Origin of the sequence: Pseudomonas frederiksbergensis, assembly GCF_017114915.1 — a bacterium.
GTDB lineage: Bacteria > Pseudomonadota > Gammaproteobacteria > Pseudomonadales > Pseudomonadaceae > Aquipseudomonas > Aquipseudomonas frederiksbergensis_I.
The window spans coordinates 162295-176803 of the sequence record NZ_JAAUOE010000001.1 but is presented as its reverse complement, the minus strand read 5'-3'; the positions used below and the strand labels follow the sequence as shown (position 1 = coordinate 176803).

At 61.3% G+C, this 14509-nt stretch carries 15 protein-coding genes; 7 read left to right on the top strand and 8 right to left on the bottom strand.

Going from position 1 to position 14509, the window contains the following annotated elements:
- Nucleotides 1–41 precede the first annotated feature (41 nt).
- The 3 genes from HCU66_RS00895 to HCU66_RS00885 all read left to right on the top strand — a co-directional run bounded on the left by HCU66_RS00895 (nucleotide 42) and on the right by HCU66_RS00885 (nucleotide 3801).
- A complete protein-coding gene (locus tag HCU66_RS00895; RefSeq protein ID WP_205886592.1) occupies nucleotides 42–1760 on the top strand; it encodes an FAD-dependent oxidoreductase in 1719 nt (572 codons plus the stop codon).
- Nucleotides 1761–1948: 188 nt separating this feature from the next.
- Nucleotides 1949–2842 carry a KPN_02809 family neutral zinc metallopeptidase gene (gene ypfJ / locus HCU66_RS00890; protein WP_205886591.1) on the top strand — a complete coding sequence of 298 codons (894 nt, stop codon included), beginning with the start codon at nucleotides 1949–1951 and terminating at the stop codon, nucleotides 2840–2842.
- Entirely contained in the window at nucleotides 2842–3801 is a 960-nt protein-coding gene (locus tag HCU66_RS00885) for an alpha/beta fold hydrolase (protein WP_205886590.1), read from the top strand. The genes ypfJ and HCU66_RS00885 overlap by 1 nt, the downstream gene beginning before the upstream one ends.
- A 45-nt stretch (nucleotides 3802–3846) precedes the next feature.
- On the opposite strand, the gene HCU66_RS00880 is transcribed toward HCU66_RS00885, so the two are convergent.
- The 3 genes from HCU66_RS00880 to HCU66_RS00870 all read right to left on the bottom strand — a co-directional run bounded on the left by HCU66_RS00880 (nucleotide 3847) and on the right by HCU66_RS00870 (nucleotide 5982).
- A complete protein-coding gene (locus HCU66_RS00880) occupies nucleotides 3847–4440 on the bottom strand; it encodes an HAD family hydrolase (RefSeq protein ID WP_205886589.1) in 594 nt (197 codons plus the stop codon).
- A complete protein-coding gene (gene tesB / locus HCU66_RS00875; protein ID WP_205886588.1) occupies nucleotides 4437–5306 on the bottom strand; it encodes an acyl-CoA thioesterase II in 870 nt (289 codons plus the stop codon). The genes HCU66_RS00880 and tesB overlap by 4 nt, the downstream gene beginning before the upstream one ends.
- A 106-nt stretch (nucleotides 5307–5412) precedes the next feature.
- A complete protein-coding gene (locus HCU66_RS00870) occupies nucleotides 5413–5982 on the bottom strand; it encodes a GNAT family N-acetyltransferase (protein ID WP_205886587.1) in 570 nt (189 codons plus the stop codon).
- A 90-nt stretch (nucleotides 5983–6072) separates the two neighbouring features.
- Here HCU66_RS00870 and HCU66_RS00865 point away from each other — a divergent pair, with 90 nt between their 5' ends.
- Both HCU66_RS00865 and HCU66_RS00860 read left to right on the top strand, forming a co-directional pair.
- Nucleotides 6073–6993, top strand: coding sequence for a histone deacetylase family protein (locus HCU66_RS00865; protein WP_205886586.1), 921 nt, complete (start codon nucleotides 6073–6075; stop codon nucleotides 6991–6993).
- Nucleotides 6994–7283: 290 nt separating this feature from the next.
- A complete protein-coding gene (locus HCU66_RS00860) occupies nucleotides 7284–8525 on the top strand; it encodes a TIGR03862 family flavoprotein (protein WP_205886585.1) in 1242 nt (413 codons plus the stop codon).
- A 116-nt stretch (nucleotides 8526–8641) separates the two neighbouring features.
- Here HCU66_RS00860 and HCU66_RS00855 read toward each other — a convergent pair whose 3' ends face one another.
- Together HCU66_RS00855 and yedA are read right to left on the bottom strand one after the other, a co-directional pair.
- Nucleotides 8642–9976: an RNA helicase RhlE1 gene (locus tag HCU66_RS00855; RefSeq protein WP_205886584.1), complete on the bottom strand. Its 1335-nt coding sequence runs from the start codon at nucleotides 9974–9976 to the stop codon at nucleotides 8642–8644.
- A gap of 65 nt (nucleotides 9977–10041) precedes the next feature.
- Complete coding sequence (gene yedA, locus HCU66_RS00850; protein ID WP_205886583.1) at nucleotides 10042–10968, bottom strand: drug/metabolite exporter YedA; 927 nt, start codon at nucleotides 10966–10968, stop codon at nucleotides 10042–10044.
- Between the two features lie 164 nt (nucleotides 10969–11132).
- Between yedA and HCU66_RS00845 the strand changes: the two genes are divergently transcribed.
- Nucleotides 11133–11585: an Lrp/AsnC family transcriptional regulator gene (locus tag HCU66_RS00845; protein WP_205886582.1), complete on the top strand. Its 453-nt coding sequence runs from the start codon at nucleotides 11133–11135 to the stop codon at nucleotides 11583–11585.
- Nucleotides 11586–11598: 13 nt separating this feature from the next.
- Here the strand turns inward: HCU66_RS00845 and HCU66_RS00840 are convergent, their stop codons facing one another.
- The 3 genes from HCU66_RS00840 to HCU66_RS00830 form a co-directional block, all read right to left on the bottom strand.
- Complete coding sequence (locus tag HCU66_RS00840; RefSeq protein WP_205886581.1) at nucleotides 11599–12210, bottom strand: 3'-5' exonuclease; 612 nt, start codon at nucleotides 12208–12210, stop codon at nucleotides 11599–11601.
- A gap of 22 nt (nucleotides 12211–12232) precedes the next feature.
- The gene (locus tag HCU66_RS00835) at nucleotides 12233–12712 is read right to left on the bottom strand and encodes an NYN domain-containing protein (RefSeq protein WP_205886580.1); all 480 of its coding nucleotides are present in this window, start codon (nucleotides 12710–12712) and stop codon (nucleotides 12233–12235) included.
- Between the two features lie 136 nt (nucleotides 12713–12848).
- On the bottom strand, nucleotides 12849–13622 hold the full coding sequence (locus tag HCU66_RS00830; RefSeq protein ID WP_205886579.1) for a DUF2076 domain-containing protein: 774 nt from the start codon (nucleotides 13620–13622) through the stop codon (nucleotides 12849–12851).
- A gap of 177 nt (nucleotides 13623–13799) precedes the next feature.
- Between HCU66_RS00830 and HCU66_RS00825 the strand changes: the two genes are divergently transcribed.
- Nucleotides 13800–14474 (top strand): YciC family protein, encoded by a 675-nt coding sequence (locus tag HCU66_RS00825; RefSeq protein ID WP_205886578.1) that lies wholly within the window; start codon nucleotides 13800–13802, stop codon nucleotides 14472–14474.
- Nucleotides 14475–14509 lie beyond the last annotated feature (35 nt).

The following is a 14509-nucleotide window of genomic DNA, read 5'->3' as shown; positions in this document are numbered from 1 at the left end:
TCTGGAATCAAATTCCAAAAACAAACCGGAGCTTTTAGACGATGCCTGCCGAATCTCACCCCCTTGCGGACATCGAATGCGATGTGCTGATTGTCGGCTCCGGCGCGGCCGGATTGTCCGCAGCCGTCACCGCGGCCTGGCATGGCTTGAAAGTGATCGTGGTCGAGAAAGACCCGGTATTTGGCGGTGCCACGGCCTGGTCCGGCGGCTGGGCCTGGGTGCCGTGCAATGCCCTGGCGCGTCGCGCCGGCATCGTCGAAGACGTCGAACAACCGCGCACTTACCTCAAGCACGAACTGGGCGAGCGCTACGATCCGGCGATGATCGACGCGTTCCTCGAAAACGGCCCGCAAATGGTCGCGTTCTTCGAGCAGCACACCTCCCTGCAATTCGCCGACGGCAACGCCATTGCCGACATTCATGGCGACACACCAGGCGCCGGTACCGGCGGACGTTCGGTGATCGCTGCGCCTTATGACGGGCGAAAAGTCGGCAAGCTACTCAAGCGTCTTCGCAGAACCATGCGGGAAACTTCGTTCATGGGCATGCCGATCATGGCAGGTGCGGACCTGAGCGCATTTCTCAACCTGACCCGCTCTTTGCCCGCAGCGTGGCACGTGACCCGGCGCTTCACCCGGCACTTGTTCGACCTCGCGGTTCATGGCCGGGCGATGCAACTGGTCAACGGTGTTGCGCTGATCGCCCGGCTGGCAAAGTCCGCCGAAGACCTGGGTGTATTGCTCTGGGAATCGGCGCCGGTGACCGAGTTGCTTCGCGAAGGCGATCAGGTGCGAGGCGCGGTAGTCAGCACCGCCAAAGGCAAACTCCGCCTCCATGCACGCAAGGCCGTGGTACTCGCCGCCGGTGGGTTTGCCAATGACATCGAACGGCGCAAGGCGCTGTTCCCTCGCACACCGACCGGCCATGAACACCTGGCGCTGCCACCTCTGGGCGTCGCAGGTGATGGTTTGCGGTTGGGCGAAAGCGCCGGTGCGCGGGTCAACACCGACATGGCATCGCCCGTGGCTTGGGCGCCGGTTTCGCAAGTGCCGTACAGTGACGGCAGCATCGGCCACTTCCCGCACATCATCGAGCGCGGCAAACCGGGGATCATCGGCGTACTGAGCAATGGCCAGCGCTTCGTCAACGAAGCCAACGGCTACTACGACTACGTGACGGCCATGGTCGCCGCCGCACCACAGGGTGAAGAAGTCGCCTCCTGGCTGATCTGCAACCATGGTTTTCAGCGGCGTTATGGCTTGGGAATCTCCCGGCCGTTTCCGGTGCCGTTGTCATCCTTTATCCGCAGCGGTTATCTGAAAACCGGCAACACGATCGAGGAATTGGCCAAGGCCTGTGGCATCGACCCGAACGGTTTGCGCAGTACGGTGGAGGAATACAATCGGCACGCGCGCAACGGTGAAGACCCGTTGTTCGGTCGTGGTTCGACGCCCTACAACCGCAAACAGGGAGATGCGTTGCAGCAGCCCAACCCTTGCGTCGCGCCGATTGAACAAGGCCCGTTCTACGCCGTGAAGGTCCAGCCTGGCTGCTTCGGCACCTTTGCCGGGCTCAAGGTCAATGAACATGCCCAGGTGCTCGGCGAATCGGGGCAGGCCATCGCCGGGTTGTACGCGGCGGGCGGCGACATGGCCAGCATCATGGGTGGGCACTATCCCGCTGGCGGCATCAATCTCGGCCCGGCGCTGACCTTCGGCTACATCGCTGCACGGCATATCGCCGCTGCGGAGCGGACGTGATCAGTCGCCCGTGAGACAAGTCCTCGCCGAATCGATAAAAAATCATCGCCTGAGGGAATTCGATGGGCGATCCATGTTCAATACCAGTCTGAAACACTTCGGGCCAGGTAAAAGACGGACGATCGGACTGGCGCCACGCCTGCTCACCAGCAACACTCATCACCAGGTTCAAACAGAGGATTGCCCCCATGCTATGGAAAAAAGGCCGACGCAGCGACAACGTGGTCGATGCCCGTGGCGATGATGTCGGCGGTGGGGGCGCAGGGATGCGTTTCGGTGGCGGCAAGGGCCTGAGCCTGACGGCGATCCTGTTGATCGTCGGGATCGGCTGGATCACCGGCCAGGACCCGTTGCAGATCCTCGGTCAACTGACCGGGCAAATGAGCGAGCAATCGACCCCGGCCACCACGCAAACCCGCAAGGCGCCACCGGCCAATGATGAAGGGGCCGAATTCGTGCGCTCGATCCTCGGCGACACCGAAGACACCTGGGGCAATATTTTCCAGCAGGCCGGTCGGCAATATAAAGACCCGACCCTGGTGTTGTTCAGCAATCAGGTGAACTCGGCGTGCGGCCTGGCGACGTCGGCGACCGGTCCGTTCTATTGCCCGGCAGACCAGAAGGTCTATCTGGACATGAGTTTCTTCCAGGAAATGTCCCAGCGCTTTTCTGCCGCGGGTGACTTCGCCCAGGCCTACGTGATCGCTCACGAAGTCGGACACCACGTGCAGACCTTGCTCGGCGTTTCGGCGAAGATTCAGACCGCTCGGCAGCAGGGCCGGCAAATGGAGGGCGACGGTGGTTTGCTGGTGCGTCAGGAACTGCAGGCCGATTGCCTGGCCGGGGTCTGGGCCAACAATGCGCAGAAACGTCTGAACTGGCTGGAACCCGGTGACATCGAAGAAGCCTTGAACGCCGCCAACGCCATCGGTGATGACCGCTTGCAGCAGCAAGGTCAGGGCCGCGTGGTGCCGGACTCGTTTACTCATGGCACGTCAGCGCAAAGGGTGCGCTGGTTCAAAACCGGATTTGCACAAGGCCAGGTTGGCCAGTGCGATACCTTTGCTGCGAAGAATCTGTAATGCACAAGTGGTTGTTGGCTCTGTTGATCACCTGCACAAGCACCCAGGCTGCCGAGCAGGGGGTCAAGGCGATCAGTTCCGGGCGCCTGCTGTTGAGCGCAGGCGAAATCGCGGTGGGCATCGGCCCGACCCCGGCGAAAATCGAACGCGTGCTGATCATCGTCCACGGTCGTTTGCGCAATGCCGACACCTATCGCCAGAGCGCCGAGCACGCCGCCGAGCAGGCCGGGCAAAGCGCAAACACGTTGGTGCTCGCCCCGCAGTTTCTCAATGAAACCGACATCGCGAGCCATCCGGTACCCGACAGCGTTTTACGCTGGCAGGGCAATGACTGGATGGCGGGCGGCTTGTCCACCGCGCCGTTCATGCTGAGTTCCTACGCGGCGCTCGACGAAATCGTCGCTCGCCTGGGCGATCGGCAACAGTTTCCGGACGTGAAGCAAATCGTCATCGCCGGTCACTCCGGCGGCGCTCAGGTGGTTCAGCGTTACGCCTTGTTGAGCCACCCTCAACCAGCCCTCGACGCGGAGGGGGTGAAGGTGCGCTATGTGATCGCCAATGCTTCGTCGTACGCCTACTTCAATGAGCAACGGCCAGTGGCATTCAGTCACGCGAAGTGTACGAATTTCAATCGCTGGAAGTATGGACTGGCGGATTTACCCGCTTATGCCGATGGACAAACGCCCGCGCAACTCGAAGAAAACTACGTCAAACGAGACGTGGTTTATTTACTTGGCCAGCAGGACACCGACCCCAATCATCCGGCGCTGGATAAAAGTTGTGAGGCCAAAGCCCAGGGCGCGTCTCGATTGATTCGCGGACGCAACTATTTCAATTATCTGAAACGGCGCCATCCTCAAGGGTTGAGTCAGCAGCTCATTGAAGTGCCTGGGGTCGGGCACAATGAAGACGGGATGTTTACCTCGCCTGAGGGGCAGAAGGCGTTGTTCGGGCAGTGAGCTTTTGTGGTGCCCGCGATAGCGGTTAACCAGACGACCAATCCCTCAAGCCGAAAGCAGCTGCCGCAACTCCACGCAATCGCGCGCATGCCAATCGGCCAATTCCGGCCACGGATTATCCGGCAGATTCACCAGCACTGTCCGCGTCCCTGCCGCCCGGCCGCAATCCAGATCAAAGCGGTAATCACCGACCATCACCATTTCGCTCGCCGGCACCTTCCAGGCTTCGGCCAGTTTCAGCAAACCGCCGGGATGCGGTTTGGGCGGGGCTTCATCGCGGCCCAGCACATCCTCCACCGCAAAGCAGTCGGCCAGGCCGATGGCCTCCAGCGTGACATGGGCCAGCTCGCGAGCATTGCGCGTGAGAATGCCCAGCCGATAACCGCGCCCGGCCAACTCACGCACCAGTTCCACCGCACCCGGCGCCGGTTTCGAACCCAGTGCCAGATCCCGCTCATGCTCCAGCAACCACGCGTGCTTGGCCGCGGCTTCATCGGCCGGCAGCGCCGCGAGATGGGTGAGGATGTCGTGTTCGGCGGGGATCGCCAGCGCCACGCGGATCGCCGCGAAGTCATGCACAGCGACGGTCAGGGTGCCGTCCATGTCGAACACCCAGTGCCGCACCTCGGCCAGGCTCATATCCAGTCCTTGCGATGACGAATCAGGCCTTCCTGAGTGACCGAGGCCACCAGTTGCCCGGCACGGTTGAACACGCTGCCACGGGAGAATCCACGCGAGTTGCCGGCCCACGGGCTGTCCATGGCGTACAGCAACCAGTCATCGGCGCGCAGGTCGGCGTGGAACCACAATGCGTGATCAAGGCTGGCGACCTGCATGTCTTTTTGCCAGACCGATTTGCCATGGGGCAGCATCGAGGTGGTCAGCAGGCCGAAGTCCGACGCATAGGCCAGCAGGTATTTGTGCAGCGCAGGGGTGTCGGCCAACGCACCGTCGGCGCGGAACCAGACGTATTTGACCGGATCGGCAGGCTGCGGGTTGTAGGGATCCTTCTCGGTCACCGGGCGGAATTCGATCGGTTTCGGGCACAGCAGCTTTTCGCGCATGTGCTCTGGGATGAGGTGCGCCCGTTGCTGGGTGAGTTCCAATTCTGACGGCAGGTTCTCCGGGCCGACCACTTGCGGCATTTGGCTCTGATGCTGGAAGCCTTCTTCGTCGTACTGGAACGAGGCGCTACACGTGAAAATCGGGTTGCCCTTCTGGATCGCCGTGACCCGGCGCGTGCTGAAACTGCCGCCATCGCGTACCCGATCGACCTGATACACCACCGGCAACTTCGCATCGCCCGGACGCAGGAAGTAACCGTGCATCGAGTGCACATGGCGCGCCGCTTCGACTGTCTGACTGGCCGCCGACAGGGACTGGCCGAGCACCTGGCCGCCGAACAACTGACGAAAACCCAGGTCCTGGCTGCGGCCACGGAACAGGTTTTCTTCAATCGGTTCCAGGGTCAGCAGGTCCACCAGATCTTCCAACACTTGGCTCATTCAGACTCTCCTCACACAAAGCACTGCCGCGCAGTCTTGGCTGCGGCGGTCGATTCAATTTATAGCCCGGTTCAACATGAGGGCCATTGTAAACATCCGCGCCTGCTTATCCATGCAAGGTTTGCAGCCATTGCTCACGGGTGATCCGGTACAACACGTGCGGGCGCAGCGGATGATCGGCTGCAAGCCTGGGGTGCTCGAAGTCATCGGCGGGGGCATGATGCATGCCGATCGCCTGCATGACTTTTTGCGAAGGCAGGTTGGTTTCGCTGGTGAACGCCACGACCTCTTGCAGCGCCAACCGATCAAACCCGCAACGCAGAGCGGTCCACGCCGCTTCACTGGCATAACCCAGGCCCCAGTGCTCGCGCGCCAGGCGCCAGCCGATTTCGATGGCCGGCGTGAACGGCGCATCGAAACCGACCACACCCAACCCGGTAAAACCGATAAACGCCCCGGTGTCCTTGCGCTCCAGCGCCCAGAGGCCAAAACCGTGCTCGGCAAAATGTCCGCGAACCCGCCCGATCATCGAGGCACTTTCCAGCCGGCTCAAGGGCGCTGGAAAATAGCGCATTACCTGTGGATCGGCGCACATCGCCGCAAACGCCGGCAAATCCTCATCACGCCACTGCCGTAACGACAGCCGCGCGCTTTCGAGTTCCAGTATCGGCTCCATCGTGCCCTCCCCTCTGTTTCCATGCCGCAAGTCTACATCGCTGGTAGGATCGTTCACTCATTCCTACCTGCCTTCCCCGATAAATCAGCCATGCCCCTGCCTCTGATCTACCACGAAGACTACAGTCCCGAGTTCCCGGCGGATCACCGCTTCCCCATGGACAAGTTTCGCCTGCTGCGCGATCACCTGGTGGACAGTGGCCTGACCCGGGACATCGACCTGCTGCGCCCGGACCTGTGCCCGGCGGATATTCTCGCCCTCGCCCATGACCCTGCGTATATCGAACGCTACATGGGCGGCGAGTTGTCCCGCGAAGACCAGCGGCGCCTCGGCCTGCCCTGGAGCGAAGCACTGGCCCGGCGCACCGTGCGGGCGGTCGGCGGTTCGCTGCTGGCGGCCGAACAGGCGCTGGAACATGGTTTGGCTTGTCACCTGGCCGGCGGCACCCACCACGCGCATTACGATCATCCCGCCGGCTTCTGCATCTTCAATGACCTGGCAGTGATTAGCCATTACCTGCTGGAAAGTGGCCGGGTGAATCGGGTGCTGATATTCGACTGCGATGTGCATCAGGGCGACGGGACTGCACGAATCCTGCACAACACCCCGGAGGCGGTGACCGTTTCCCTGCATTGCGAAAAGAATTTTCCTGCACGCAAAGCCGAAAGCGACTGGGACATCCCGTTGCCGATGGGCATGGGCGATGCCGATTACCTGAAGGTGGTGGACGACGCACTCAACTATTTGCTGCCGCTCTACCAACCGGACCTGGTGCTGTACGACGCCGGTGTCGACGTGCATAAGGATGACGCCCTGGGTTATCTGAAGCTGACCGACGAAGGCGTCGCCGCTCGCGATGAACGCGTGATGCACCATTGCCTGGGCCGGGATATTCCGGTGGTCGGCGTGATTGGCGGCGGCTACAGCAAGGATCGCAAGGCCCTGGCGCGCCGTCATGGCATCCTCCATCACAGTGCCCGACGGGTCTGGCAGTCATCAGGTTGTCATTGATGTGTGGGTCTTTACCCACAATGCCTGTGGAACCGTCTGTGGATAACCTGAGTGAAAGGGCCTGCAGCCCATGCGGGGTATAGGCTAGAGGACGGTGGTTGTTTTTTAACCAACCCTCAAATCCACCCAGAATCCCTGTGGGAGCTGGCTTGCTGGCGAAGACGGTCTCGAGCCTTGCAGTTCTCATGAACACGCCTTCGCCGGCAAGCCGGCTCCTACGGGTTCGGTATTTTCCACAATCATGCACTGCTAGAATGCCCGCCCTATCCCGCCACGCCGCAGCTCTCGCCATGACCCAGCCCTCCACGTCCCTTCCCCCTCACGTCGCCATCATCGGCGGCGGCCCCGCCGGCTTGATGGCGGCTGAAGTGTTGAGCCAGGCCGGAGTCAAGGTCGATCTGTATGACGGCATGCCTTCAGTGGGGCGAAAATTCCTCCTCGCCGGGGTCGGCGGCATGAACATCACCCATTCCGAAGCCTACCCGGCATTTCTCTCGCGCTATGCCGAACGGGCGCCGCAGATTGCACCGCTGCTGCGAACCTTCGGCGCCGAAGCCTTGTGCCAATGGATTCATGACCTGGGTATCGAAACCTTTGTCGGCAGCTCCGGCCGAGTGTTTCCTACCGACATGAAAGCCGCGCCCCTGTTGCGTGCCTGGCTCAAACGCCTGCGCGATGCCGGCGTAGTAATCCACACCCGCCATCGCTGGATCGGCTGGGATGACAACGGTGACTTGCGCATCGACAGCCCTGAAGGCGAAAAAACCGTTCAACCCGACGCGACCCTGCTGGCCCTCGGCGGCGGCAGTTGGTCGCGCCTGGGGTCGGACGGCGCCTGGATGCTGCCGCTGGAACAGCGCGGTGTAGGACTGGCGCCGTTGCAACCGAGTAATTGCGGCTTCGAGGTGCAGGCCTGGAGCGAATTGATGGTCAGCAAATTCGCCGGCAGCCCGCTGAAAAACATCGCCATTGGCCTCAATGACGACGTGCCGCGACTCGGGGAATGTGTGATCACCGCCACGGGGATTGAAGGCAGCCTGATCTACGCCCTCTCGGCAGCGATCCGCGAAACGATCAATCAACACGGCTCGGCCACCCTTCACCTCGATCTGATGCCGGGCAAGCCTGTGGATAAAGTTCAAGCGGCGCTGAGCAAACCGCGCGGCTCACGTTCCATGGCCAAACACTTGCACAGTCAGCTTGGGCTTGATGGCGTGAAGGCAGCGTTGTTGCGGGAACTGACACCGGCTGACTGCTTTGCCGATCCGGCGCTGCTGGCCAAAGCGATCAAGGCATTGCCCCTGACGCTGGTGAAGACCCGGCCATTGGACGAAGCCATCAGCAGCGCCGGAGGCGTGATGTTCGAGGCGATGGATGAACGTTTGATGCTCAAGCAACTGCCCGGCGTGTTCTGCGCAGGGGAAATGCTCGATTGGGAAGCGCCGACCGGCGGCTATCTGCTGACCGCGTGTTTCGCCAGTGGGCGGGCGGCGGGATTGGGGATGGTGGAGTGGTTGCAGCACCGCCACTGATCGTTCCCACGCTCTGCGTGGGAATGCCTCTTGTGACGCTCCGCGTCACGCTTTTTGGGACGCGGAGCGTCCCGGGCTGCACTCCCACGCAGAGCGTGGGAACGATCTTCAGAGGATCAAGGCTTACGCTTACGCGGCCCGGTGTTAAACACCGGCACTTTACGCACAGGCTTGATCGAAGGCTCCGGCACCGACACCTCACCGCTCTCGACCCATTTACCCAGGTTGCGCTTGCCGCCACCGGAGGTTTTGGGCTTCTTCGGTTTTTTCGGCTTCTTGATCACCTGACCGCTGGCATCGGTATCCGGCACGCGGTGCTCGGGTTCGAAGTCCTGCTCCATCTGGCGGGTCAACGTCTGACGGGTCAACATCTCGATGGCTGACAGCTGATTCACCTCATCGGCGCAGACCAGCGAAATCGCCTGCCCGGTTGCCCCCGCGCGGCCGGTACGACCGATGCGGTGGATGTAGTCCTCCGCCACGATCGGCAGGTCGAAGTTGACCACCAATGGCAAATCTTCGATATCCAGACCACGGGCGGCCACGTCGGTGGCCACAAGGATTTGCACTTCACTGGCCTTGAAACGATCCAGCGCCCGCTGACGCGTTGCCTGAGGTTTGTCGCCGTGGATGCCGTCGGCATTGACACCCAGGCCCTGGAGTTTTTCCACCAACGCGTCTACGCCGTTACGGGTCTTGGCGAACACCAGCACCTGCTTCCAGTGGTTCTTGCGCAGCAAGTGGATGAACAGCTCCGGCTTGCGCTTCTTGTCCACCGTCACCACCCATTGCTTGACGGTGTTGGCGGCCACGTTGCGCGGGCTGACTTCGATGCTCAGCGGGTCGTTGAGCATTTGCCCGGCCAGCGTGCGGATCGCATCGGAGAAAGTCGCAGAGAAGAGCAGCGTCTGACGTCTCGAAGGCAGCGCCTTGTAAATGTTCCCCAGCTCTTCGGAAAAGCCCAGATCGAGCATGCGATCGGCTTCGTCCAGCACCAGGGTTTGCAACTGGTTGAACTTGAGTGCGTTCTGGCGGAACAGGTCGAGCAAACGGCCCGGCGTCGCCACCAACAGATCCACGCCGCTGCGCAGCTTCATCATTTGCGGATTGATACTGACGCCGCCGTACACCGCGTAGGTGCGCAACGGCAGGTTCTCGGCGTACTGGCGCACGGCTTCGTGAACCTGCTCGGCCAGTTCGCGAGTCGGTACCAGGATCAGCGCGCGCACCGAGTTGGCGCTGACTTTCGGCCCTTCCATGGTCAGCAATTGCAGCAGCGGCAGGGCGAAACCGGCGGTTTTGCCGGTGCCGGTCTGGGCCGCGGCCATCAGGTCGCGACCGGCCAGCACCGCCGGGATCGCTTGCGTCTGAACCGGCGTCGGGGTCTGGTAGCCGAGCGTCTCAAGGGCGCGCAGCAAGGGTTCGATCAGGCCAAGGGTGGCGAAAGTCATGGGAGTACCGTAGGAAAATTCAGCGCGATTGTGTGAAACAAGTGTGCAATGGCGCGCAGTTTACCCTAATTCGCGCGGGATTCTGTCGGCACCACTACGGCAGGCCGATCTGTGCCACGACGCCACTGCGGCAACCCGATCAACACCACGGCACTGATGATCACCGCCATGGCCAGCGCTTCCTCGACGCCGATGGTCTCGCCGACAAACACGATCCCCAGCAACACCGCCACCGCCGGGTTGACGTAGGCATAGCTGGTGGCCGCTGCCGGACGCACGTGTTTCAACAGGTACATATAAGCGTTGAAGGCAATGATCGAACCGAAAATGGTCAAGTACGCCAGCGCCGCCCAGCCTTCGATCGGCGGCATGCTCTCCAGATGCTCGCCACTCACCGCGCTGCCGATCAGCAACACCACGCCGCCCACCAGCATTTCCACGGCACTGGCCATCGCGCCCTGGGGCAACGGCAAGTGTTTGCTCCACACCGAACCGAAAGCCCAGGCCGCTGCCGCGAACACCAGCAACGCCGCGCCCAGCGGACTCGATTGCAGGTTGGAACCGAGGTTGAGCATGGCGATGCCGATTAGCCCGAGCACAATCCCGGCCCATTCGAGACGGGTATTACGCGCCCCCCAGAAATATCCGCACAGCAAGGTAAACAGCGGCACCGTCGCCACCGCCAACGCGGCCACACCAGACGCCACGCCCGTATGCTCGGCAACGCTCACCGCACCGTTACCGCACGTCAGCAGCAAAATCCCGATGATCCCCGCCGCTTTCCACTGCGCCCAGGTCGGCGCCGGTGCCCCGCGCCAGCGCAGGAACGCGTACATCAACGTCCCGGCGATCACGAAGCGGATACCGGCGAGCAACAACGGCGGCCAGTACTGCACGCCGATGCGAATCACCAGGTAGGTCGATCCCCAAATCACGTACAGCGCGAAAAAAGCAGCGATCAGCGGTAAGGAAAAACGGCGTAGGCCAGACATGGGCAGCTCGAGAACAAAAACAAAGAGAGCCGCTATTCTAGAAAGGCCAATGGCGAAAAATAAGCTACAAAACCTGTTTATAGCGCCGGTACACTTTTCAAAACACGGAGTTCAGCGCTATTAACCGTGCTTTCGAAAGTCAGTCATTTTTCAGGACAGCCACGATGGACAAATACGACCGCATGCTCCTCAGCGCCCTGTTGGAAAACGGTCGTGCGTCCTACGCCGACCTGGCGCGCAAGGTGAACCTGTCCGCCCCGGCGGTGGCCGAGCGCGTGGCCAAACTTGAAGCCTGCGGGGTGATCACCGGTTACCAGGCAAAAATCGACATGTCCAAAATCGGCCTGCCGATCCAGTGCGTCATCGAACTGCGCCTGAACCAGCACGGCAACCAGAAAACCTACGACGAACTGATCAAGATCCCACAACTCACCGAGTGCCATCGTGTCACCGGCGACCCCTGCGTGATCATGCAAGCGGCGGTGGGCTCGATGCCGGAGCTGGAAGAGCTGATCAACCGGATTGCCACATTCGGGTTCAGCAAGACCTCGATTGTGCTGTCCAGTGCTATCGAGAAGCGGGTGCCGTTGGGTCAACTGGAGGGGAATGGAAAGTAGTTCAGCGGTGTTTCTAGAACCCGCGATACCGCTTCAAATGCTCATTGATCTTCGCCGCCGGCACTTTCTGCAAACTGCACAGCAGGTCATGGGACAACTCGCGCAACCCATGCTTTTGCCGCAGCTCCTGGGCCAGATGCGCCGTCAGGTTGGCGGCCATTTCCGCATCGGCCATGGCCCGGTGAGCCTTGCCGGTATCGGGCAGGCTGGCGAAGGTGGTGAGGGTGCCGAGTTTGTGGTTCGGCGCGGCGGGCATCAAGCGGCGGGCGAGCAGCAGCGAGCAGGCAAAGTTCTGCAAGCGTGTGCGTTTGATTCGCCCAAGCTCGTAGTCCCAGAACTTCTGGTCGAACGCAGCGTTGTGCGCCAACAACGGCGTAATGCCGACGAATTCGTTGACCTCGTTCATCACCTGCTCGGCCGAAGGCGCGGTGCGCAGCATGGCGTTGCTGATGCCGGTCAGTTGTTCAATGAAGGCCGGCACCCGCACACCGGCATTCATCAGGCTTTGGTAACGCTCGACGATGCGCCCCTGTTCAAGAATCACCACGGCAATTTCCGTGGCCCGGCAACTGCTGCTCGGGGAGATCCCGGTGGTTTCAAAGTCGATGACTGCTATGCGTTCCAAACCTGTTTCAACTCCGTAAAAATCAATTCTTGAGCAGCAACGCGCCTTCGATCGGCACGTAACGACTGGCGGCGCGGATCAGCGAATTGGCCGTCAGGCCCGGTACGCCGTAGGCCACCGCTTGCACACCGTGTTTGGCGATGATGCGCTCCAGCAGCATGTCGAAATCACCGTCGCCGGAGGCCAGCACCACTTCGTCGACATGGTCGGCGGCGTCCATGATGTCGAGGGTGATGCCCACGTCCCAGTCGCCTTTGGCCGAACCGTCGCTGCGCTGGATGTAGGGTTTGAGCTTCACGATGAAGCCGAGGTTGCGCAGGATCTGCTGGAACTGCTGCTGTTTGCTGTCACCACGATCGATCGCATAGGCGTAGGCCTCGACGATCTGCCCCTGTTTGCTGATGTCAGCCCACAACGCGGCGTAGTTGAAGTGGCAACCATAGGCCTGACGCACGGTGTAATAGAGGTTCTGGACATCGACGAACACTGCGATTTTTTTCACCGCACATCCTCTCAGCGCGCGGGCGCGCGGGCTTGATCAGGCATCAGGCCCGAAAAGTCGCCCAGTATGCCAGCCCCAAGGATTGTTCCGCGAATTATCGGCCCGGAGCACCATGGCGCTCCGGACGAATGGTGTGTCAGATGAAAGAATCGTCGTCGCCGCCGAAGAACGATGAACCGTCATCGTAATCCGCGTCGGCGAAACCACCTTGATCGCTGGCGTTGTCAGCCACGCGCTGATCGTCGCCCCAGCCATTGCCACTGTCGCTCTGATTGTTGACCTGGGCGGGTTCTTCCTTGATGACTTCAACCACTTCCGGCTGCTGATTGTGATGGAACAGGCTGCTGATGCCTTGCGCCAGCATCACGCCACCGGCCACGCCCGCTGCCGTTTTCAACGCACCACCGAGGAAACCGCTGCCGGCAGACTGTTGCGGTGCGTAATTCTGCTGAGGTGGCGCGCCGAAATTCTGCTGGGCAGGCGGCGCACCGAAGTTTTGCGGCGGCTGCGAGTTGAACGATGGCCGCCCCGGTTCACGCCAGCCGCCATTCGACGGGGCTGCGCTTTGCGTCGGCGCAGGCTGCGGATCACGGGAAGCGCCGCCGAAGATGCTCGACAAAAAGCCACCGCCGCTGGGTGCCGGCGCCGCTGTCTGCGCCCTGGCCTGTTGCAGTTCGGCCTGCAATTGCTGCACTTGCCCGCTGAGTTGCTTGTTCTGTTCGTCGAGGCTCTTGATGGCTGCCTCTTGCACCAGAATCGCCTGGGTCATGAAATAGCCCGCCGCTGGCTGGCGAGTCAGATGCTCCTTGATCCGCGCTTCGGCCTGGGCGTCACGCGGGGCTGAGTCCGTTTCGGCCTGTTGCAGCCGGGAAAACAGTCCATCGATCAGGGTTTGTTCTTCGCTGTTCATGGCGACCTCGTAGATTGCCGGGAATATCGTTGCCCTCACCCACCGTGGATAAGGTGCTCACCAGTAATGGGGCTGATACAGGATGTTTCAATGACCTTTACCGAACGTTTACGTTTGCGCCCCGAAGGGTTTGATCGGTTAAAGTGAGGCACTGCTTTCAACCTGCGATACCGACTGATGAATTCGTTCGATGTACTGCGTGACTCTCTGTATTTCTTCAAACGCAATCTGAGCCAGATCGTGCAGCTGTGTCTGCCGCTGGTGATTGTCGAGGCGCTGCTGCAACAAGTGGTCGACCACTCGACCGGGCCGGACAGTTTCGCCGGCATCAGTGTGATCGTCGGCTTGCTGGTGTACCCGCTGTATACCGCCGCACTGATCCTGTTTCTCGATGCCCGCAGCCGCGGCGAATCACCGCGCACCCGCAACCTGCTGGCGGCTTCCGCAACCTTGTGGCCGCGCTTTGCGCTGCTGACCGCCCTCAATACGCTGCTGATCCTGATCGGCCTGTCGCTGTATTTCCTGCCGGGCATCTGGCTGATGGTGACGCTGGCGTTCGGCGAGTACCTGCTGGTGCTGCGCGGCCTGGCGCCCCTGGCGGCGATGAAGGAAAGCCTGCGCCTGACCCGTGGGCATTTCCTGCGCATTCTGGTGTGCATTCTGTGCGTGATGGGCCCGCTGTGGGCGCTCAAGGGGGCGACGCTGGCGGTTTACCCTGAACCGCAGAACCCGGTGATTTCGCTGCTGATCGACAGCGCTCACAGCTTCCTGCAACTGTTCACCAGTGTGGTGCTGTTCCGCTTATTCATGCTGATCGTCGAAGTGCCCGAAAAATCTGATGAGCGGCTCTGACTGCTCTACCCTTGGGCTTTAACGCGGCTCTCGGT